The organism is Paraburkholderia silvatlantica (genome assembly GCF_003096715.1).
GTDB classification, from domain to species: Bacteria; Pseudomonadota; Gammaproteobacteria; order Burkholderiales; family Burkholderiaceae; genus Paraburkholderia; species Paraburkholderia silvatlantica.
Genome location: NZ_QEOL01000008.1, coordinates 214,761 through 235,452, shown reverse-complemented (window position 1 = coordinate 235,452; position 20,692 = coordinate 214,761). Strand labels below are relative to the sequence as shown.

General features: G+C 63.8%; 16 protein-coding genes. 14 read left to right on the top strand and 2 right to left on the bottom strand.

Annotated features, from left to right (window positions below; genetic code table 11):
* Window positions 1–322 precede the first annotated feature (322 nt).
* The 3 genes from C7411_RS13745 to C7411_RS13735 all read left to right on the top strand — a co-directional run bounded on the left by C7411_RS13745 (window position 323) and on the right by C7411_RS13735 (window position 4,177).
* Window positions 323–1,786 (top strand): catalase, encoded by a 1,464-nt coding sequence (locus C7411_RS13745; protein ID WP_110384822.1) that lies wholly within the window; start codon window positions 323–325, stop codon window positions 1,784–1,786.
* Between the two features lie 285 nt (window positions 1,787–2,071).
* Window positions 2,072–2,689, top strand: coding sequence for a cytochrome b (locus C7411_RS13740; RefSeq protein ID WP_110384867.1), 618 nt, complete (start codon window positions 2,072–2,074; stop codon window positions 2,687–2,689).
* 21 nt (window positions 2,690–2,710) lie between these two features.
* Window positions 2,711–4,177 carry a glycosyltransferase family 2 protein gene (locus C7411_RS13735; RefSeq protein ID WP_110384821.1) on the top strand — a complete coding sequence of 489 codons (1,467 nt, stop codon included), beginning with the start codon at window positions 2,711–2,713 and terminating at the stop codon, window positions 4,175–4,177.
* 263 nt (window positions 4,178–4,440) lie between these two features.
* Here C7411_RS13735 and C7411_RS13730 read toward each other — a convergent pair whose 3' ends face one another.
* A complete protein-coding gene (locus C7411_RS13730) occupies window positions 4,441–5,136 on the bottom strand; it encodes a DUF2459 domain-containing protein (RefSeq protein WP_165822802.1) in 696 nt (231 codons plus the stop codon).
* Between the two features lie 325 nt (window positions 5,137–5,461).
* Here C7411_RS13730 and C7411_RS13725 point away from each other — a divergent pair, with 325 nt between their 5' ends.
* The 6 genes from C7411_RS13725 (at window position 5,462) to C7411_RS13700 (ending at window position 13,488) form a co-directional block, all read left to right on the top strand.
* The gene (locus C7411_RS13725; RefSeq protein WP_110384819.1) at window positions 5,462–6,868 is read left to right on the top strand and encodes a circularly permuted type 2 ATP-grasp protein; all 1,407 of its coding nucleotides are present in this window, start codon (window positions 5,462–5,464) and stop codon (window positions 6,866–6,868) included.
* A 40-nt stretch (window positions 6,869–6,908) separates the two neighbouring features.
* Complete coding sequence (locus C7411_RS13720) at window positions 6,909–7,862, top strand: alpha-E domain-containing protein (protein ID WP_042263550.1); 954 nt, start codon at window positions 6,909–6,911, stop codon at window positions 7,860–7,862.
* Between the two features lie 52 nt (window positions 7,863–7,914).
* Window positions 7,915–8,715, top strand: coding sequence for a transglutaminase family protein (locus tag C7411_RS13715; RefSeq protein ID WP_110384818.1), 801 nt, complete (start codon window positions 7,915–7,917; stop codon window positions 8,713–8,715).
* Between the two features lie 53 nt (window positions 8,716–8,768).
* Window positions 8,769–9,650, top strand: a complete 882-nt coding sequence (locus C7411_RS13710; RefSeq protein WP_110384817.1) for a proteasome-type protease — start codon at window positions 8,769–8,771, stop codon at window positions 9,648–9,650.
* Window positions 9,651–9,800: 150 nt separating this feature from the next.
* The gene (locus C7411_RS13705) at window positions 9,801–11,498 is read left to right on the top strand and encodes an acid phosphatase (protein ID WP_110384816.1); all 1,698 of its coding nucleotides are present in this window, start codon (window positions 9,801–9,803) and stop codon (window positions 11,496–11,498) included.
* A gap of 574 nt (window positions 11,499–12,072) precedes the next feature.
* Window positions 12,073–13,488 (top strand): sugar efflux transporter, encoded by a 1,416-nt coding sequence (locus C7411_RS13700; RefSeq protein ID WP_110384815.1) that lies wholly within the window; start codon window positions 12,073–12,075, stop codon window positions 13,486–13,488.
* A 160-nt stretch (window positions 13,489–13,648) separates the two neighbouring features.
* On the opposite strand, the gene C7411_RS13695 is transcribed toward C7411_RS13700, so the two are convergent.
* Window positions 13,649–14,128 carry a hypothetical protein gene (locus C7411_RS13695; protein WP_110384814.1) on the bottom strand — a complete coding sequence of 160 codons (480 nt, stop codon included), beginning with the start codon at window positions 14,126–14,128 and terminating at the stop codon, window positions 13,649–13,651.
* 756 nt (window positions 14,129–14,884) lie between these two features.
* Here C7411_RS13695 and C7411_RS13690 point away from each other — a divergent pair.
* The 5 genes from C7411_RS13690 (at window position 14,885) to cyoD (ending at window position 20,637) form a co-directional block, all read left to right on the top strand.
* Window positions 14,885–16,429 carry an NADH-quinone oxidoreductase subunit M gene (locus C7411_RS13690; protein ID WP_110384813.1) on the top strand — a complete coding sequence of 515 codons (1,545 nt, stop codon included), beginning with the start codon at window positions 14,885–14,887 and terminating at the stop codon, window positions 16,427–16,429.
* Window positions 16,430–16,767: 338 nt separating this feature from the next.
* Window positions 16,768–17,655: a ubiquinol oxidase subunit II gene (gene cyoA, locus C7411_RS13685; protein ID WP_110384866.1), complete on the top strand. Its 888-nt coding sequence runs from the start codon at window positions 16,768–16,770 to the stop codon at window positions 17,653–17,655.
* A 7-nt stretch (window positions 17,656–17,662) separates the two neighbouring features.
* Window positions 17,663–19,696 carry a cytochrome o ubiquinol oxidase subunit I gene (gene cyoB, locus C7411_RS13680; RefSeq protein ID WP_110384812.1) on the top strand — a complete coding sequence of 678 codons (2,034 nt, stop codon included), beginning with the start codon at window positions 17,663–17,665 and terminating at the stop codon, window positions 19,694–19,696.
* Window positions 19,696–20,307, top strand: coding sequence for a cytochrome o ubiquinol oxidase subunit III (cyoC, locus tag C7411_RS13675; RefSeq protein ID WP_110384811.1), 612 nt, complete (start codon window positions 19,696–19,698; stop codon window positions 20,305–20,307). Before cyoB ends, cyoC begins: the two co-directional genes overlap by 1 nt.
* Complete coding sequence (cyoD, locus tag C7411_RS13670) at window positions 20,308–20,637, top strand: cytochrome o ubiquinol oxidase subunit IV (RefSeq protein WP_042263567.1); 330 nt, start codon at window positions 20,308–20,310, stop codon at window positions 20,635–20,637. It abuts the gene before it with no gap.
* Window positions 20,638–20,692: the final 55 nt, after the last annotated feature.

Genomic DNA, 20,692 nt, shown 5'->3' with positions numbered 1-20,692 from the left:
ATCCATAAATCGTGTCAAGAAATTTTTTGTGCGTCGCAACAATTATGTAAACGCCTGATTTTGGGTGGGAATTTCCAACACGGCGACAGACGTCCCGTTGGACTGCGCAGCGTGTGAACCCCTTGAGTGCAGCGCTGCGCGTCTGCGCGCAAAATGGCTGTTCCCTCGGGCGAGCGCCGGTGCCGCAGGTTGGCATCCGCGCAGCCCGGGTTGGTCCCCCAATCCAGCGGTGGCGGCTCCGACTGCGGCTCGAACGCGCTGCAGCAGTCGAACGGGCGCGGTGCGCGCAGCCGCCATGCGCAAATCCAACAGGAGAGCCGTAATGGGTGCATCGAACGACAAGTCTCCCGGTCATTCCACGACGAGCACCGGCGCGCCGGCCGTCAGCGACCGCAACTCGCTCACGATCGGCCCCGACGGCCCGATCGTGCTGCACGACGTGCATTTCCTCGAGCAGATGGCGCATTTCAACCGCGAGAAGGTCCCCGAGCGCCAGCCGCATGCAAAGGGCGCCGGAGCGTTCGGCGAATTCAGGACCACCGAGGATGTGTCGCGCTACACGAAGGCCGCCTTGTTCCAGAAGGGCGCGGCCACGGAAATGCTGGCGCGCTTTTCGACCGTCGCGGGCGAGATGGGCAGCCCCGACACGTGGCGCGACGTGCGCGGCTTTTCGCTGAAGTTCTACACGACCGAGGGCAATTACGACCTCGTCGGCAACAACACGCCGGTTTTCTTCGTGCGCGATCCGATGAAGTTCCCGCACTTCATCCGCAGCCAGAAGCGTCTGCCCGATTCGGGCCTGCGCGACGCCCAGATGCAATGGGACTTCTGGACCAATAATCCCGAATCGGCGCACCAGGTTTCGTACCTGATGGGCGAGCGCGGCCTGCCGAGAACCTGGCGCCACATGAACGGCTACGGCTCGCACACCTATATGTGGGTGAACGCGCAGGGCGAGAAGTTCTGGGTCAAGTACCACTTTCACACGAACCAGGGCATGCAGTTCTTCACCAACGCCGAAGCCGCGGCCATGGCGGGCGAGGACGCCGACTTTCACCGCCGCGATCTGTTCGATGCGATCAGGCGCGGCGAATATCCGTCGTGGACGCTCTCCGTGCAGGTGATGCCCTATGCGCAGGCGAAGCACTACCGCTTCAATCCGTTCGATCTCACGAAGACGTGGTCGCACAAGGACTATCCGCTCATCAAGGTCGGCACGATGACGCTCAACCGCAACCCGGAGAACTTCTTTGCGCAAATCGAGCAGGCCGCGTTCTCGCCGGGCAACACGGTGCCGGGCATCGGCCTCTCGCCGGACAAGATGCTGCTGGGCCGCGCGTTCGCATACAACGACGCGCAGCGCGCGCGTATCGGCACGAACTTCAACCAGCTGCCGGTGAATCGTCCGAAGGTGCCGGTGCAGACCTACCTGTTCGACGGCAACATGGCCTACGAGCATAGCGGCAACGCACCGACTTACGTGCCGAACAGCTTCGGCCGTCCGTGGGCCGATACGACGGGCGCGGCGGACGACGGCTGGGAAGCCGACGGCGAGCTGGTGCGCAGCGCCTACTCGCTGCATGCGGAAGACGACGATTTCGGCCAGGCGCACGATCTCGTGCGCAATGTCTACAACGACAAGCAGCGCGAGGCGCTGATCCAGCAGGTGGTGGCGAGCCTGAGCGGCGTGGGCAGCCCTGTGCGCGAGCGCGTGTTCGACTACTGGAAGCAGATCGACCCCGAAGTGGGCGCACAGATCGAAAAGCAGGCGGGCAGCGGCAAGTAAGCCGCCGAAGCCGCGAGAGAGAGCGAGAAAACCGGAACGGGTTGCACGACCCGTTCCGGTTTTCTTTTGCACACGGCCGTTGCAGCACAGGCGCATGACGGCCGCCCGCCGCCAAACTGGCAGAACGGCCATCTGGCGGATTCTGCAGCGTCAGGGACGAGGGGGCATAATGCGCGAGTCGCCGTGTGGGCAGCATCGCGCAGTCCCGCCGGTGGATCACGCGCGGCGGGAATAAATTTGCCGCGCCGTGCGTTATCCCTACTGATCCGCAACGGCCAGGCCCACGTGAAAACTCCCCTCTCCGCCGAATCCCCGTTTGCCGGCGCCGACGCCGGCGCGCAGAAGTACACACGCGTTGCCGTGCTATTGCACTGGTTGATCGCGCTACTGATTCTCACGAATGTCGCACTGGGCCTGAGCGCCGCGCTGCTGCCCGACGGCGCGCTTTCGGACACCGCAATCCGCTTCGTGATCGATACGCACAAGTCGATCGGCATTACCGTGCTTGGGCTGGCGATCCTGCGCGTGCTGTGGCGTCTCACGCATCGCCCGCCGGCGCTGCCGGCAGAATTTCCGGGCTGGGAGCGCGCGTCGGCGCACGCGGCGCACGTCGCGCTCTACGTGCTGATCTTCGCGATGCCGCTTTCCGGCTGGCTGCACGACTCCGCATGGGTCGCCGCCGCCTCGCATCCCATGTATCTCTTCGGCCTCGTGCAATGGCCGCGCATCGGCTTCATCATGAACCTCGATCCGGCCACGAAGGACCAGTTGCACAACCAGTTCGGCGCGCTGCACACGGCGTGCAGCTATGCGCTTTATGGCGTGCTTGCGCTGCATATTGCGGGCGCGCTCAAGCATCAATGGATCGACCGTCATTCGGTGCTGCGCCGGATGATGCCGTGAGCAACACGAGAAGGGTACGACTTGAAAAACACGCTTGAAGAGGCGCTCGCCCGCACGTCGCCGCGCCTCGTGCCGCCTCCCACGCCGTTCGCGAGCATTGCAATCCATCTTGGCGTCATGGCGCTCTGGTTCGTGCTGTTCGCGCGCGCGTTCTTCCTGCAAGGCGTGGTCGCGTGGTCCACGGGCATTGCCTATGTCGTCTACGACACGGTGTTGCTGCTGTTCGTCGCCTGGAAGGCGCGCGTGCTGCTTGTGCCTGCAGCGCCGCCCGCGGCCGCTGGCGCGGCGAAGCTGCCGACGCTCGGCGTGATCGTTGCCGCGCACAACGAAGCGGCCGTGCTGCCGATCACGCTCGATGCGCTGTTCGCGCAAACCCGCGCGCCGCAGCAGATCGTGATCGCCGACGACGGCTCGACCGACGGCACGGCTGCCTTGCTCGCGCAGCGCTATGGCCTGGCCGACCCCGGCGAAGGGCAGCTAAGCGCGCCTTCACGGCAGTATCCGGATCTGCGCTGGCTGAAGCTTGCACACGGCGGCAAGGCGCGTGCGCTGAATGCGGCATTGCTTGCGATCGCAACGGAAACGGTCATGACCGTGGACGCCGATACGCTCCTCGAACCCGACGCCTGCGCCGCGATGGCGAGCGCGTTTGGCCGCGAGCCGGCACTGGTCGCGGCGGCGGGCCTGCTTACGCCGGTCTGCGACCATACGTGGAGCGGCCGCTTTTTCCAGTGGTTCCAGACCTACGAGTACATCCGCAATTTCATCTCGCGTTTCGCGTGGATGCGCGCCGACAGCCTGTTGCTGATTTCGGGCGCGTTTGCGGGCTTTCGCCGCGATGCCGTGATGGCCGTGGGCGGTTTCGATGCGGATTGCCTCGTCGAGGACTACGAACTGATTCACCGCCTGCGCCGTTATTCGGCGCGCAAGGGCCTCGGCTGGGACGTGCGCGTGCTCGGAACCGCCCGCGCGCGCACCGACGCGCCCGGCACGCTCACGACGTTCCTGCGTCAGCGCCGCCGCTGGTTCGCGGGCTTCCTGCAAACGCAGTACTGGTATCGCGACATGACCGGCAACCGCAAGTACGGCAAGCTCGGCCTCATGATGCTGCCCGTGAAGGCGTTCGACACCGTGCAGCCCATTTATGGACTGACGGCGTTCGCGCTGTTGATCGGCTTCTTGTTCGACGGCCGCTTCACGATCGTGCTGCCGGTGTTGGGCGTGATCGTCGGCAAGATCGCGATCGACCTCGCGTTTCATTTGTACTCCGTCCATCTTTACCGGCACTGGAGCGGCGACCGCGCGCATTCGAGTTTCGGCATGGCGTTCCTCGCCGCCATCTTCGAGCCGTTCTCGTTCCAGTTGATGCGCCACAGCGGCGCGGCGCTCGGCTGGCTGCATTTCCTGCTCGGGCGGCGCAAGTGGGGCGTGCAAAATCGCACTGGCATTGCGGCGGCGCGCAACCGCGAGAGTGCGGCGTCGCAATGATCTGATTTCCGCGGCATTCGACTTGCTCCCATGTTAGGGCCGCGCCACGTGCCGGCCTTCAAACCGGTCAGGGAGAGTCAAATGCATCGATTCAGCGTCCTCGCTTTACTACTATTGCCGCTCGCACTTGCAGGCTGCCTGTCGTTCAGCAGCAGCGATCCAGACCCGCCGCCGCCGCGGACCGTCGTCGTGCCGCTGCAGCCGGCCCCTGAGGCGCCCCCGCCCCCGCCGGGTGCGGCTTGTGTTGCGCCTTGCTGATCGGCTCACTGACTTGCGGCAGCGTTGGGCATCGCGCCGTCCGGCGCTTTCGTTTCCAGCGCGCGCCGCACTTCCCGCATCAGGCTGCCCGCGAACAGCACGTCCGGTACATCGACCAGACCCGCCGAGCGCAACGCTCGCGCGGTCCACGTGTTGCAGGTATGGAGGGCGTCATAAGTCCCTGATGCCGCGAAATAGGCGCTGCCCGCATAGGGTCCTTCGGCGAGGCGTTGCGGCGCGCCATCCACGCCGGTTTGCAGCGAAGTGCGCAGATAGCGCTGAACGCTGGCAAGTCCGGCGTCGTCCACCGGCACCTCCACGACGTTCTGCGAGCCGAAGGCCGTCTCCGGGGCCGCGCGCAGTACGGTCATCAGCACAGTGGCCTGGCTCGGTATGAGCGCGCCGATCATCGTCAGCGGGTCGTGACGGCGTTCCACCACGAACTGCCGCTCTCCAAAGCCGAAACACAGAACGGTTGCGTCGTCGAAGCCGCGCGCAAGTGCGTCGACCCAGGCATCGGCGTCGTGCACACGCAGGCAGATGTCGGTGTGCCAGTCGCGCTGCACGACGGCAATGGACGTACGCGTCGGGCCGGCCTCGGCCGGCGGTTCGATCGCGGCCGGCAAGGGGCCAGCCATGTTTGTGCATGCGCCGAGTGCGAGCGCGGGCACGATAGCGCAAAGCGCTTGCCATGCGATCATTTTCGTAGGACGCTCGTTCACGCATGTCGCTTCGGTCATTGGAACTCAGGGCCCTCCAGTTGCCTGCTGATCCTGCATATAGCGTGCCGCGCGAACGCGTTGCACCAGCTTGAAGCGCAAATGCGGCGCCGCATTGGCATGCCCCGTTTCGACACTGCCGATCCTGCCCGCGTTGCACCAATCGAGCGCATGAAACAAGGCGCAAGGCCGATGGCATACGCCTTGCTTTTTAGCCTGTACTGCAGCGCGCAACGCATCTTGCCTCAATCATGAGACGAAACGCGGCGCCGCCGACGCAGTTGCACTCACGCGCGAGAACGAACCGATGCAAGTCCATGACGAAATGCGCGACGAGGGCGCAGTGCGCCCGCACTACGAACGCTTCCAGCAGTGGCTGGAGAGGCAGACTGGCGAGACGATGGCGCGCAAGCGCGCCGAGGCGGACCTGTTGTTCAGGCGGGTCGGCATCACGTTCGCGGTGAACGGCGATCTCTCCGGCACCGAGCGGCTCATTCCCTTCGACCTGATTCCACGCATCATTCCCGCAGACGAATGGGCGCTGCTCGAGCGCGGACTGCGTCAGCGCGTGCAGGCGCTAAATCTGTTCCTGCACGACGTTTATCACGAGCGCAACATCGTGCGCGCCGGCGTGATTCCGGCCGAGCAGGTCTACACCAATGCGCAGTACCGGCCGGAGATGCAAGGCATCGACCTGCCGCTGGGCGTGTATGCGCATATCGCGGGCATCGACATCGTGCGCGACGGGCGCGACGGCGCGTTCTACGTGCTCGAAGACAATTTGCGCGTGCCCTCCGGCGTTTCGTACATGCTCGAGAACCGCAAGATGATGATGCGGCTCTTTCCCGAGTTGTTCGTTCAGCACAAGGTGGCGCCGGTCGCGCATTATCCCGATCTGCTGCTCGATACGCTGCGCTCGGTGGCGCCCGAAGGCGTGGACGATCCGACTGTGGTGCTGCTCACGCCAGGGATGTACAACTCTGCGTATTTCGAGCACACGTTCCTCGCGCAGCAAATGGGCGTCGAGCTGGTGGAGGGCAAGGATCTCTTCGTCGAGGATAACTACGTATTCATGCGCACGACGCAAGGGCCGCGTCGCGTGGACGTGATCTACCGGCGCGTGGACGACGACTTCCTCGATCCCCTGGCGTTCCGCCCCGACTCCGCACTTGGCGTGCCGGGGCTGCTCACGGCGTACCGTGCCGGCCGCGTCGTACTCGCGAATGCAATGGGCACGGGCGTGGCCGACGACAAGTCGATCTATCCGTATGTACCCGACATGATCGAGTTCTATCTCGGCGAAAAGCCGATCTTGAAGAACGTGCCGACGTGGCAATGCCGCCGGCCCGACGATCTCGCCTGGACACTCGAACATCTGCCTGACCTCGTTGTGAAAGAGGTGCACGGAGCAGGTGGCTACGGCATGCTGGTCGGCCCCGCTTCCACGCGCGAGGAAATCGAGGCGTTTCGCGCCCGTCTGCTCGCGCGGCCGGGCCACTACATCGCGCAGCCCACGCTGTCGCTCTCGGCTTGCCCAACCTTCGTCGAAGCGGGCATCGCGCCGCGCCATATCGATTTGCGGCCCTTCGTGCTCTCCGGCAAGACGATCCAGATGGCGGCTGGCGGCCTCACGCGCGTGGCGCTGAAGGAAGGCTCCCTCGTCGTCAACTCGTCGCAGGGCGGCGGCACCAAGGACACATGGGTGCTCGAATGATTTCACTGGCCACACCACACGCACACGAAGAGGTTCGACCATGCTGAGCCGCACTGCCGATCATCTGTTCTGGATGGCCCGCTACATGGAGCGTGCGGAGAATACCGCGCGCATGCTGGACATCAATCTGAAGGCGCTCCTGCTGCCGGGCAGCGCGGACGCGGAGGCGCGCACGCATCGCGCGATGCTGCGCATCTCCGAACTGGAGCCAGCCTTCGACGCACGCCACGAGGAAACGACCAGCAGCAACGTGCTCAAGTTTCTCGTTGCGGACCCAACCAACCCGTCGAGCATCTACTCGTGTCTGCAGGCGACCCGCGAGAATGCGCGCGCGGTGCGCGGCACGCTTACCACGGAATGGTGGGAAACCATTAACGACACATGGCTGCAATTCGTCGAGCTGTTGCGCGGGAGCGATCTGGAGGCGCGTCCCGATGCGCTGTTCGAGTGGGTGAAGTTCCGCTCGCATCTGTCGCGCGGCGTGCGCCTCGGCACGGCGTTGCAGGACGACGCGCTTTTCTTCACGCAGCTCGGCACCTTCCTCGAACGCGCGGACAATACGGCGCGCATTCTCGACGTGCGTTTCGTCGACGTGGAAAACGCCGACTCGCGCTCGGCCGCACGGCAGCTCGAGGACTTCTATTACTGGACCTCGATTCTCGGCTCGGTTTCCGCGCTCGAAATCTATCGCAAGGTTTACCGCGACGTGGTGACGCCCGCGCGCGTGGTCGAGCTGCTGATCCTCAACCAGCAAATGCCGCGCTCGCTGCTGGCGTCGCTCGACGGCGTCTGCACGAATCTCGCGATGCTGCGCACCGATAGCTCGCGCGAAGTCGAGCGCACGGCGGGCAAGCTGCGCGCCGAGCTGCTTTATGCGGACCTGCGGCAGATCTTTTCGATGGGCGTGCATACGTTTCTTACGCAGTTTCTCGCGCGCGTGTACGAGCTGGGCAACCAGGTTGCGCGCACCTATCTGATGCTGCCGGTCGGTTAGCGCGACTGCGCGCTCATCGATACCCAGAATGTCCCGATGGAGGATTCACCTCATGCAACTCGCGATCCGGCACGACACCGTGTACCGCTACGAAGTGCCCGTGCATTATTCGATCCAGCAATTGCGGCTCTCGCCGCTCACCACGCCCACGCAGATCGTCAAGCAGTGGCAGGTCGAGGCGCCGGGTAAGGTCGACGCGGGCCGCGACGCCTATGGCAACGCGCTGATGACGCTGGTGCTCACGCGCCCCCACCGTGAAATCCGCCTGCGCGTGCGCGGAGAAGTCGAGACCGTGGCGCTGCCGGATGGCCGCTTGTCCGAAGGCGAGGGCACGGTGCCGATGTACCATTTCACTTCGCCCACGCGCCTCACCGAAGCCGACGAGGCACTCACGGAATTCGCGTTCGGCCTGCCCCCGCTGGACGACACAGCGGCCATCCTTCACGCGGCTTCGCGCATCACCGAGCGCGTGCGCTACGAAGCCGGTGTCACGGACGTGACACACACCGCGGCGGACGCGCTGGCGCTAGGCCGTGGCGTGTGTCAGGATCATGCGCATGTGATGCTGGCGGTGTGCCGCGCGCGCGGCGTGCCGGCGCGTTATGTGAGCGGCTACATCGACCCCGGCGACGTGCCCGAGATGGCGAGCCACGCATGGGTCGACGTGTGGCTCGACAACGGCTGGGTGACCGTGGACGTCACGCACGCGTGTTTCGCAAGCGAAAAATATTGCCGGATCGCGGTGGGACGCGACTACGACGCAGCGGCGCCGGTTCGCGGCCGTCGCGTGGGCGGGGCCGGAGAAACGCTCGATGTCAGCGTGCACGTGAGCGCGCAGCAGTCGCAACAATAGTTTTCCCGCTATAACAAGTCCAGCGGGAAAGACAGGGACGGGCAAGGAGGCGCATGACGTACTGTGTGGCAATGGCAGTGGATGAGGGGCTCGTGTTTCTTGCGGACACGCGCACGAATGCGGGCGTCGATCACATCAGCACGTCGCGCAAGATGGCCGTGTTCGAGGAGCCCGGCGAGCGCGTGCTCGTGCTGCTCGTCGCGGGCAACCTGGCTATCACGCAGGCTACGCTACAGGTCTTGACCGAGCCGCAGGAGGCGGGGCGCGCCACGCTCTGGAACGCGCCGACCATGGTCGAGGCCGCGCGCGTGGTGGGCGAAGCCGTGCGCGAAGTGCACCGGCGCGACGCGCACGCGCTCAAGACCTTCAACGTCGAGTTCAACTGCAGTTTCATCCTCGGCGGCCAGATCGGCGGCCATCCCATGCGGCTCTTCCAGATTTACGCGGCAGGCAATTTCATCGAGACGTCGAGCGTCAATCCGTATTTCCAGATCGGCGAGTCGAAGTACGGCAAGCCGATCATCGACCGCGTGCTGACGCCGCATACGCCGCTCGACGAGGCCGCGAAGTGCGCGCTCATCTCCATGGACTCGACGCTGCGCTCGAACCTCTCGGTCGGCCTGCCGCTCGACCTGCTCGTGTACGAGCGCGACGCGCTGCGAGTCACGCGATACGCGTCGCTCGACCAGTCGAATGCGTATTTCGAGATGATTCATTCGACGTGGGGCGAGCGGCTGCGCCAGGTGTTCGGCGAGATTCCCGATCCGCTCTGGACCGACGAAGGCGACGTGCCGCGCCGCGAGCGCACGACGTTGCCCAGCGCACCGCGCGCCGGGCATGAGGGCCACGCCGGCGAACCGCGGCCCGCACAAACGCTCGCGCAAGCCCAGCCGCATATCGCATCGACCGTTCCGCGCATGCCGCGCGACGGTTAAAAGGGCCGCTTCAGTTCAGCGCTTGCGCGCGTCCTCTTTGCCTCGCCAACTGCGGAACCGGTATCCTGCTGCCTGATATTCGCGGTACGCCGCGCGTAATGCGCGTCCCCTCGACTCGCCCTGACGGGCCATGGCACCGGAGGCAGGCTGATGAAGCAGAACGACGACCCGAAGAACGGGCGCCCCGAAGAACCTTCCATTCCCGCGGGCCCGGACGACCCCGCGCGCCGCCGTGTGCTCGGCGGTCTGGCGGCGGTCGGCGTGGGCCTCGCGCTCGGCGGCTGCGAGACGCCGGCGCAGAGCGCGGCGAGCGCGCCGCGCAGCGCCGCCGACGCGCGTGTCGATGCCGCACTGCGCGACCAGGTTCGCCAGATCGTGGTGATCTATGCGGAGAACCGCAGCTTCGTCAATCTGTACGGCAACTTTCCCGGCGTGCAAACGCCGCTTGCGAGCGTGAGCGCCGAGCGCTACGCGCAGCTCGATCGCGACGGCAAGACGCCGTTGCCGCAGTTGCCGAAGATCTGGGGCGGCCTCGTGCCCCAGGCGCAGGAAGTGGATGGCAAGCGCTACATGATTGCGGAGCATCAGATCACGGGTCTCTCGAACCGCCCGTTTCTGATCGCGGATGCGCATGGCAATCCGTTGCCGAACGGCATCATCACGCGCGATCTGATCCATCGTTTCTATCAGAACCAGATGCAGATCAACGCGGGGCGCAACGACCAGTTCGCGGCGTGGGGCGATTCGGGCGGCCTCGTCATGGGCTACTACGAAAATTCCGCGCAGACGTTAAAGCTCTGGAATATCGCGCAGCAGTACACGCTCTGCGATAACTTCTTCATGGCCGCGTTTGGCGGCTCGTGGCTCAACCACATCTTCCTGATCTCGGCGCAGGTGCCGCAATACGCCGATATCCAGACGAGCGCAGCCAGGCATCTCGCCTCGGTCGTGGAGGGCATTGACCCCACCGGCACGCGCCTGAAGGTCGCGCCGAATTCGCCGGCCTCGGCGCTCGACGGGCCGCCGAAGTTCGTGAACGACGGTCTCTTCACGCCCGATGGCTACGCCGTCAATACGATGGCGCCGCCGTATCAGCCGAGCAACGTGCGAGCGTCGGAAGACGGCAACCCCGCGCTCGCCGATCCGTCCAATCCGCGCGTGCTGCGCCCGCAGACCTACGCGACGATCGGCGACCGGCTCTCGGCGAAGGGCGTCGACTGGGCCTGGTACAGCGGGGCCTGGCAATATGCGCTGGACCATCAGGACACGGGCGCGGTGCCCGACTTCCAGTATCACCACCAGCCGTTCAACTACTTTGCCAACTTCGCGCCGGGGACGGCCGCGCGATCACGGCACCTGCGCGATGCGGGCATGGGCGACGATCCGTCGACCAACCGCCTGCTCGCGGACATCGACGCGGGGCGCTTGCCTGCCGTGACGTTCTACAAGCCGCAGGGCAACCTGAACATGCACGCCGGCTATGCGGACGTCGAATCGGGCGACCGTCACATCGCGACCGTGATCGAGCACATCCAGCGCGGCCCGCAATGGGCGAACACGCTGATCGTGGTGACGCACGACGAGAACGGCGGCTGGTGGGATCCGGTCGCGCCGCCCGTGGGCGACCGCTGGGGACCGGGCTCGCGCGTCCCGGCGCTCGTGATCGCGCCGTTCGCGAAGAAGGGCCATGTCGATCACACGTTCTACGACACGGTGTCGATCCTGCGCTGCATCAGCCGCGTGCACGGGCTCGCGCCGCTCGACGGCGTGGCCGCGCGCGACCAGACGTTCCGCTCGCGAGAGCAGACGCCGCCGGGCGATCTCACGGCGGCGCTCGATCTGGCCTGAGTGCTGCGCGTATCGATGGGAAGAGGGTGGCGGCCGTCACGAAACGTTTGCGCGCCTCCCCCGGTTGCCCATCGGAAACGCAAATTGATGCAAGCGCGACACAAGCGACGAACTTTCCATCCGATCAATGAGTTGGCGCGCTCTCCAGGCGGTTATCAACAGGTTTGTCACCAAAAACTGTGGACAACTTTGCTGCGCAAAAAACATGCATTTTCCATGTCGTTAGCGCGCTTCCCGTTTCCAATCAGCGACTTGGTGCGGATGTCCAGAAGTTACCCACAGGGCTGTCAACGAAAACTGTGGAAAAGCCCCGGCGCGTTTTTCCGTGAGACGCCGCTGCTGCCACAATCGGCAACGCTGCGCACAATCCGAATCGCTTCAAGCACTTGGCATAGTCGTCCCAGGGTTACGCACAAGGCTGTCCACGAAAGTTGTGGATAGCGCACCCAGATGTTGATCGTTGCCGAATCAACCTTGCACGGTGTGGGAGTTCGGCCCGATAATCGGCGTCGATATGGCCGTCGCGTGACCGCGCGTGCACGGGCAACTTTCTCCTCGCCACCCCCGCCGCACCGTGCTCAAAAACTCGCGTTTTGCCGGTCTTCTGCGTATTCCTGGTTTCCTGCCACTCGCCGGCGCGACCCTGATGCTGGGCGTGGCGATGTCCTTCACCGCGCCTTACCTCTCGCTATTCGGCGTCGAGCGCGCCGGCATGACGCCGTTCCGGCTCGGCGTGTTCATGACCGCCATCGCCACGAGCGGCGTGATCGCGAGCACGGCAGCAGGCCGCTGGAGCGACGCCACCGGCAAGCACCGAACCCTGCTGCTCGTCTCGCTGTGTGCGGCCACGCTCGGCTATCTCTGCCTGTGCGTCGTGCGCGATTACCGGCTTCTGCTGCTCGTGGGCATTGCGTTCATCGGCGCGGGCGGTTGCGCGCTCTCGCTCGTGTTCTCGTTCAGCCGCGCGGCGTTGCCCGCGAGCGACGACGCCGAGCGGACCTTCGCGAGCGCGACGCTGCGCACGATTCTCTCCGCCGCGTGGGTGTTCGGGCCCGCGGTTGGCGCGCTCGTGCTTGCGGCCACGAACTTTTATGGGCTCTTCCTGTTTGCGGCGGCGAGCTTCGCGGCGTGCGGCACGATCGTCTGGCGCATGCGCGAGCCGCGCCGCGACGAACACGCCACGCAGCATTTGATGGCGCGTCCCACTTCGGACGAAGTGGCGCAGGAGATGAGCGCCGAAAGCGCTGCGGCGTACGAGGGCCAGCCGCTTACGCAGGCCGAAGTGCAGCCGGGTGCGCCACGCGGCCCTGCAACGCTTGCGGCCGCGGCGGGATCGGCAAAGGCACAGGCCAGGGCCGTGCGCCCCCCTGCGCCTGCCGCGGAGGGCTCGCAGAAAGACATCATGCGCGCGATCGTTGCGCTCACACTCATCGGCCTCGCGGCCAATGCGACGATGATCGTGCTGCCGCTCTACATCGTGCATGGCCTGCAGGGCACGAGCATCGACGTGTCGATCATGCTCGGCCTCGGCGCGCTCATGGAGATACCGATGATGCTCGCGCTCGGCGCGCGCGCCTCGGTGCTGAACAAGCCATGGTGGCTGGCCGCGTGCGCCGTGGTGCATGCCGTTTACTTCGTCGCGATGGCGCTGGCGCCCGGCGTGCACGCGCTGATCCCGATGCAGATCCTCAACGCCTTCGTCGTTGCCGTCACGTCGTGCCTTGGCATGACCTTCGTGCAGGATCTGATGCCCTCGTCGCCGGGGCGGGCGACGGCGCTTTTTTTTAACGCGTCGCGGCTCGGCTCGATTCTTTCGGGCGTGCTTTCCGGCCTGCTCGTGCAGGCGTTCGGTTATCGCGGCACGTTTCTCTTTTGCAGCCTGCTCGCGCTGTGCGCGCTCGTGTTGTTCGCCGTGCCCGGCGAGCAGTATCCGAAGATGGCGCGCGCCGTGCGGCGTTATCTGCGCGAACGATTGAGCAAGCGGGACTAGGGTCCGGCAATTTCTGCTCAGCCAGACAAAAGGGGCGGTGCTGCAAACGTACCGCCCTGCGAGCGCCTGAGTGGTCGTTGCGGCGTCGAAGTCTTCCGCATCGGCTTCATGGCCCGAAGGCTCCCAGCGAATCGAGGGCAGCGTCGGCCGTGCGGGCCAGTCAGTGCATGTAGGTGACGCGGCGCGAGCGGTCGCTCAACCGCAATCCCGCATCGAGCAGCGCGATGGCGAACCAGCGCGTGGTCTTGAGCATGCCGCTTACGCTCGGCGTCGGCAGCCAGTCGTTGAGGAGTTGCACGGCGGCCTCGCTGCGCGTGGACTGCAAAAGCGCGATCACCTGCAGCAGCGAGCCTTCGTCCTTCGCGAGTTCGGAAGCGCAGCGGCAGCGCATGTCGAGCGGGCGGCGCGCGGCGCGGCACAGGGTGCCCATCAGCAGATCGAAATAGCCGAAGCCTTCCGCGCCGAGCCCCGCGTCGGCGAGCACGCCGCGCCAGCTTTCGGCCTTGGCGTAGGCGTCGCAATGCGGGCGCAACCAGGTGCGCACCGCGCGCAGGACGGTCTGCTCGGCAGTGTCGGGGTGATGGACGAAGGTGTCGTCGATCAGCGTGTCATTTCTCGCGAAAGGGGCGGTGTAGTTCATGGAGCCTCCGGTCCCGCACAAAACATTCGGGTGGCGCCGGGTCGTCCGGCATGGGCTCTATTCTGGGACAAATTTTTTATAAATGCAAATGATTCTCATTTGTATATGAAGGCCAGAAACCTGCTGGGAGGACGATGACTTCGCGCAACCGGGAAGGGACTGTTCCAGCCCACGCCCTTAATTAAGAGGGCACAAGTCGCTAAAGTGCCGTCCATGCGTGTTCCAGTGTTCTGGCGCAACATGAGAGTTGGCCCCGGTCCCATGAAGGCCGGGGCTTTTTTTTGCACCGCGCCAGGGCGCGCAGGGCGGCCCTGGCACGCATCCTGACGGCTGCCGGGGGCCATACGCCAATGCATAAGTCATTGAACAGAAAGAAACAAGTAAGGTATTATTCGGGCCGCGCAGCGTGACAACCTGCCGCGCGTCACGGCGCCCCGGCGGTCGAACGCGTTGATTTCGCGATCAAAAATGGGCGATAACAGCCCGTTTGTTGTTTTTTCTCTTAGTACGTTTTTTAATAAAAACAATGACTTGCGTCAATCATCGATCCGTCCCGTGTTGTTGCGCTGCAAAACTTCCGTATTCCGTTTACCCTCGTTAACCCTTGAACGTGTGTTGCATTTCGCCTCGTCGCTGACAAATACATTACAGCCAGCCTGGTTCGATTTTCACCTCGCGTCAATCTTTCAAGTTGCTTGCGCGCCTGAATGTGCGCCGTGGAAGCTATTTGCTCCGCATTTTTAAGGTCCTGTTGAAATGCAATCCGTTCCATTCCTGAGTCTGGCGATCTGGATTCCCATCCTGTTCGGCGTGGCCGTGCTGCGCCTCGGGTCGGATCGTCATCCGCAGCGTGCCCGTTGGCTGTCGCTCGTTGGCGCCGTCGTCGGTCTGCTGCTGACCCTCCCGCTCATTTCCGGCTTCGACAACCACGCGGCCGGCATGCAGTTCGTCGAATTCCGCGAATGGCTGCCTGAGTTCGGCGTGGCGTGGCGACTCGGGATCGACGGTATTTCGATGTGGCTCGTGGTGCTCACGGCGTTCACGACGCTCGTGATCGTGATCGCCTCGTGGGAATCGATCACGGTGCGCGTCGCCCAGTACTTCGGCGCGTTCCTGATTCTCTCGGGCCTGATGGTCGGCACCTTCGCCGCGACCGACGGCATGTTGTTCTTCGTGTTCTTCGAAGCCACGCTGATCCCGCTGTACCTGCTGATCGGCACGTGGGGCAATGCCCGCCGCACCTATGCCGCGGTCAAGTTCTTCTTCTTCTCGCTCGCAGGCTCGCTGCTGATGCTGGTGTCGATGCTGTACCTCTACAGCCAGTCGCACACCTTCGACATGTCGGTGTGGCACGGCCTCACGCTCGGCTTCATCCCGCAGATCCTGGTGTTCATCGGCTTCTTCGCGGCCTTCGCGGTGAAGGTCCCGATGTGGCCGTTCCACACCTGGCTGCCCGACGTCCACCTCGAAGCGCCGACCGGCGCGACCGTGATGCTGGCCATGCTCAAGCTCGGCGGCTACGGCTTCCTGCGCTTCACGCTGCCGATCACGCCTGACGCCGCGCACTTCTTCGCGCCGGCGATCATCACGCTCTCGCTCGTGGCCGTGGTCTACTCGAGCCTGCTCGCGCTCGCGCAGACCGACATGACCAAACTGCTCGCGTATTCGACGGTCGCGCACATGGGCCTCGTCACGCTGGGCCTGTTCCTCTTCAACCAGATCGGCACCGAAGGCGCGATCGTGCAGATGATCTCCTACGGTTTCGTCTCGGGCGCGATGCTGCTCTCGATCGGCGTGCTGTTCGACCGCACCCGGACGCGCACGATCTCGGCTTACGGCGGCGTCGTCAATGTCATGCCGCGCTACGCCACCTTCATGATGCTGTTCTGCATGGCCAACCTCGGCCTGCCGGGCACGTCGGGCTTCGTGGGCGAGTTCATGGTCATCATGGGCGCGATCCGCGTGAACTTCTGGGTCGGCGCGATCGCCGCGACGACCGTCATTCTGAGCGCTACGTACACCCTGTGGATGTACAAGCGCGTGATCTTCGGCGCTGTGGCGAACAAGGGCGTTGCGAAGCTGGCCGACATCGGCCGCCGCGAAACGCTGATCTTCGCCTCGCTCGCCGCGTTCGTGCTCGCGATCGGCCTCTACCCGAAGCCGATGACCGACGCGATCGAGCTCTCGGCGGCGAACCTCGTCACCCAGGCCGGTCGCAGCAAGCAACCTGTCGACGAGGCAGCGCCTGCTGACGCAGTGCGCGCGGGCACGGACGTTCGTGCTTCGCACTCGCCGACGTGATCGCTGAAGATTGACGGCGCAACCAACGCGCCGCACCGCCTGCGGGCAGTGCGGCGCGTTTGTGCGTCCAGGAGTTTTCGAATTTTGAGATTCGAAAAGTAGCCGCGGCGGGCCGCTGTCAAGGGCAGAGCAGGGCGCGACGTGCGTGTGTTTCCGAGGCGCGACAAACCTCGCGAACACATGCGACAAAGTGTCTCAACCTTCTTTTGACAAAGGTCATTTTCCACATTCATTGATTGCGAAATATCAAAGCGGCTGTATGATGCGGGCGCGCTTCCTTGTCGGATGTCAGGGGATGTGTCCGGAACTATTCAATGAATGAATTTCAGGCAAACGTGATGAAAAGAACGACCTTTCAAAGGTTACTGCTGCCCATCAGCGCCGGATTGGCCATGTGTCTTTCCGGATGCAACATGGAGCTCCTTGACCCCAAGGGAAGTGTGGGCATGGCGGAGAAGCAGCTGATCGCTACCTCCACATGGGCCATGCTGATCGTGGTGATCCCCGTGATCGTCCTGACGCTGTGGTTTGCGTACCGCTACCGCGCGTCGAACCGTAGCGCCACCTACGCGCCGAAGTGGACGCACTCGACGGCGATCGAAATCGTCGTCTGGACCATTCCGACGCTGATCATTCTCTTCCTCGGCGTGCTCACGTGGAAAACCACGCACGAGCTCGACCCCTACAAGCCGCTCGAATCGAACGTCAAGCCGATCAACGTCGAAGTTGTGGCGCTCGACTGGAAGTGGCTGTTCATCTACCCGGATCTCGGTATCGCGACGGTGAACCAGCTGGCCGTGCCTGTTGGCACGCCGGTGAACTTCAGCATCACGTCGGATTCGGTGATGAACTCGTTCTTCATCCCGCAGCTTGGCACCCAGGTTTATGCGATGGCTGGCATGCAGACCCGTCTGCACCTGATCGCCGATCACGCTGGCGACTACGCCGGCCTCTCGGCGAACTTCAGCGGCAAGGGCTTCTCGGACATGAAGTTCCGCACGCTCGCCACCAGCCAGCAAGACTTCGACGCATGGGTCCAGAAGGTGAAGGCGTCGCAGACGCAGCTTTCCATGGATCAATACGCAACGGTCGCGCAGCCCAGCGAAAAGGCTCCTGTCGAGTACTTCTCGACGGTCGACCCGAAGCTCTTCAACAACATCATCGCGAAGTACAACAACGGCCACGTCACGAATTTCAGTGACCCGTCGTGCGTGACCAAGGGGTAAACCAGGCATGTTCGGAAAACTTACACTGGATGCCATTCCGTATCACGAGCCGATTATCGTCGGCACGATGATCGGCATGGCAGTCATCGGGGCACTCGTGCTCGGTGCCATCACTTACTTCGGTAAGTGGAAATATCTGTGGACGGAGTGGCTGACGAGCGTCGACCACAAGCGTCTGGGCGTGATGTACATCGTGCTCGCCCTCATCATGCTGCTGCGCGGCTTCGCCGACGCCATCATGATGCGTACCCAGCTCGCGCTCGCGTACAACGCGCCGGGCTACCTGCCGCCGCACCACTACGACCAGATCTTCACGGCGCACGGCGTGATCATGATCTTCTTCATGGCCATGGCCTTCATGGTCGGCCTGATGAACATCATCGTGCCGCTGCAGATCGGCGCACGCGATGTCGCGTTCCCGTTCCTGAACTCGCTGTCGTTCTGGATGACCGCAGTCGGCGCCATCCTGCTGATGATCTCGCTCGTCGTGGGTGAGTTCGCGCAGACCGGCTGGCTCGCGTATCCGCCGCTTTCGGAGCTTGCGTACAGTCCAGGGGTAGGGGTCGATTACTACCTGTGGGCGCTGCAGATCTCCGGTGTCGGCACGCTGCTGACCGGCGTGAACTTCTTCGTCACCATCATCAAGATGCGCGCTCCCGGCATGACGATGATGAAGATGCCGGTGTTCACGTGGACGGCGCTGTGCACGAACGTGCTGATCATGGCCGCGTTCCCGATCCTGACCGTGACGCTCGCGCTGCTCGGCCTCGACCGCTACGTCGGCACGCACTTCTTCACGAATGACGGCGGCGGCAACGCCATGCTGTACCTGAACCTGATCTGGGCCTGGGGTCACCCCGAGGTGTACATCCTGATCCTGCCGGCGTTCGGTATTTTCTCGGAAGTCGTCGCGACCTACGCGAAGAAGCCGCTGTTCGGCTACAAGGCCATGGTCTACGCGACCTGCGCGATCATGGTGCTCTCGTTCCTCGTGTGGCTGCACCACTTCTTCACGATGGGTTCGGGCGCGAACGTCAACGCGTTCTTCGGCATCATGACGATGATCATCTCGATCCCGACGGGCGTGAAGATCTTCAACTGGCTGTTCACGATCTACCGCGGCCGCCTCGAGTTCAACTCGTCGGTGCTCTGGACGATCGGCTTCATGGTCACCTTCACCATCGGCGGCATGACCGGCGTGATGATGGCGATTCCGGGCGCGGACTTCGTGCTGCACAACTCGCTGTTCCTGATCGCTCACTTCCACAACGTGATCATCGGCGGCGTGCTGTTCGGCTACCTCGCCGGCTTCAACTACTGGTTCCCGAAGGCGTTCGGCTTCAAGCTCAACGAAAAGCTCGGCAAGCGCGCGTTCTGGTTCTGGCTCTCGGGCTTCTACGTGGCGTTCACGCCGCTGTACGTGCTGGGCTTCATGGGCGCAACGCGCCGTCTGAACCACTACGACAATCCGGCATGGCATCCGTGGATGATCATCGCGTGGGTTGGCGCCGTGCTCGTGGCAATCGGCATCGCACACCAGCTGCTGCAGCTGTACGTGTCGATCCGCGACCGCAACCTGCCGGAAAACCGCGACCTGACGGGCGATCCGTGGGGTGGCCGTACGCTGGAGTGGTCGATCTCGTCGCCGCCGCCGTCGTACAACTTCGCGATCATTCCGCACGTGAGCGAGCTCGACGAGTTTGCGCACCTGAAGGAAACCGGCCGCGAAACCGTGGACGTCGCGAACACGAAGTACACCGACATCCACATGCCCTCGAACACGAGCGCGGGTGTGTTCATCGGTTTCTTCAGCCTGGTGCTCGGCTTTGCTGGCATCTGGCACATCTGGTGGCTCATGATCGTTGGCTTCGTCGGCATTCTCGGCACGGCCATCGCCTACAGCTTCCAGAAGAACGAAGGCTATTACATCCCGGCCGCCAAGGTCCGGGCAGACGAAGAAGCGCGTAGCCGCGCACTGGTCAAGGCGTTCGAAGACAAGCAACGCCGTGGCAAGGTTGAAGCAGCAATGGAGGCCAACTGATGTTGACGAAAACAAGTGCGGCCGCACTCGCGGAGCACGATCACCACGATCACCCGCCGTCACACTCGGTGTTCGGCTTCTGGCTGTACCTGATGACGGACTGTATTCTGTTCGGCTCGCTGTTCGCAGTGTTCGCCGTGATGCAGAACCAGTTCGCAGGCGGCCCGACGGGCAAGGACCTGTTCGACATTCCGGGCGTGGCCATGGAAACGGCCGTGCTGCTGCTGTCGTCCATCACGTACGGTTTCGCGATGATCGGCGCGCACAAGCAGCGCAAGGGTCAAGTGCTGGGCTGGCTGGCGATCACCTTCCTGCTGGGCGCAACGTTCCTGTACTTCGAACTGCATGAATTCGCGCACATGATCGCCGAGGGCAACGGCCCGCAGCGCAGCGCGTTCCTCTCGTCGTTCTTCACGCTGGTTGCCACCCACGGTATCCACGTGACGATGGGCATGATCTGGATGATCGTCCTGATGGTTCAGGCCGTGAAGGCCCCGACGCTGGGCGAGCGCGAACTGCGCCGCCTGACGTGCCTGAGCCTCTTCTGGCACTTTCTGGACATCGTCTGGATCTGCGTGTTCTCCTTTGTTTATCTTGCGAGCGTGATCTAAATGAGTGCTCATTCCATCCATGAAGAAGAAAGCCATGGCAGCGTAGGCAGCTACCTGGCAGGTTTCGTCCTGGCGGTGGTGCTCACGGCCGCTTCGTTCTGGCTCGTGCTGCACGGCGGCTTCCCGCGCGAAACCGCGCTGCTCGGCCTCGCCGTGCTGGCTGCGGTGCAGATCGTGGTTCACCTCGTGTTCTTCCTGCACATGAACACGTCGTCGGGTCAGCGCTGGAACGTGACGGCATTCGGCTTCACGGTGTTGACGGTCCTGATCGTGGTCGTCGGCACGCTGTGGGTCATGCACAACGTCAGCATGAACATGATGTCGCGCTAAGCGCGCATCGTTGCTGGACCTGCGCTTCGCCCGCTTCGGGTGAAGCGCAAAGGGA

Excerpts from the sequence above, each read along its gene's own strand:
- C7411_RS13745 (WP_110384822.1), top strand. The coding sequence starts at position 323 with ATGGGTGCATCGAACGACAAGTCTCCCGGTCATTCCACGACGAGCACC.
- C7411_RS13730 (WP_165822802.1), bottom strand. The coding sequence starts at position 5,136 with ATGATCGCATGGCAAGCGCTTTGCGCTATCGTGCCCGCGCTCGCACTC.
- C7411_RS13725 (WP_110384819.1), top strand. The coding sequence starts at position 5,462 with ATGCAAGTCCATGACGAAATGCGCGACGAGGGCGCAGTGCGCCCGCAC.
- C7411_RS13720 (WP_042263550.1), top strand. The coding sequence starts at position 6,909 with ATGCTGAGCCGCACTGCCGATCATCTGTTCTGGATGGCCCGCTACATG.
- C7411_RS13715 (WP_110384818.1), top strand. The coding sequence starts at position 7,915 with ATGCAACTCGCGATCCGGCACGACACCGTGTACCGCTACGAAGTGCCC.
- C7411_RS13710 (WP_110384817.1), top strand. The coding sequence starts at position 8,769 with ATGACGTACTGTGTGGCAATGGCAGTGGATGAGGGGCTCGTGTTTCTT.
- C7411_RS13705 (WP_110384816.1), top strand. The coding sequence starts at position 9,801 with ATGAAGCAGAACGACGACCCGAAGAACGGGCGCCCCGAAGAACCTTCC.
- C7411_RS13695 (WP_110384814.1), bottom strand. The coding sequence starts at position 14,128 with ATGAACTACACCGCCCCTTTCGCGAGAAATGACACGCTGATCGACGAC.
- C7411_RS13690 (WP_110384813.1), top strand. The coding sequence starts at position 14,885 with ATGCAATCCGTTCCATTCCTGAGTCTGGCGATCTGGATTCCCATCCTG.
- cyoA (WP_110384866.1), top strand. The coding sequence starts at position 16,768 with ATGAAAAGAACGACCTTTCAAAGGTTACTGCTGCCCATCAGCGCCGGA.
- cyoB (WP_110384812.1), top strand. The coding sequence starts at position 17,663 with ATGTTCGGAAAACTTACACTGGATGCCATTCCGTATCACGAGCCGATT.
- cyoC (WP_110384811.1), top strand. The coding sequence starts at position 19,696 with ATGTTGACGAAAACAAGTGCGGCCGCACTCGCGGAGCACGATCACCAC.
- cyoD (WP_042263567.1), top strand. The coding sequence starts at position 20,308 with ATGAGTGCTCATTCCATCCATGAAGAAGAAAGCCATGGCAGCGTAGGC.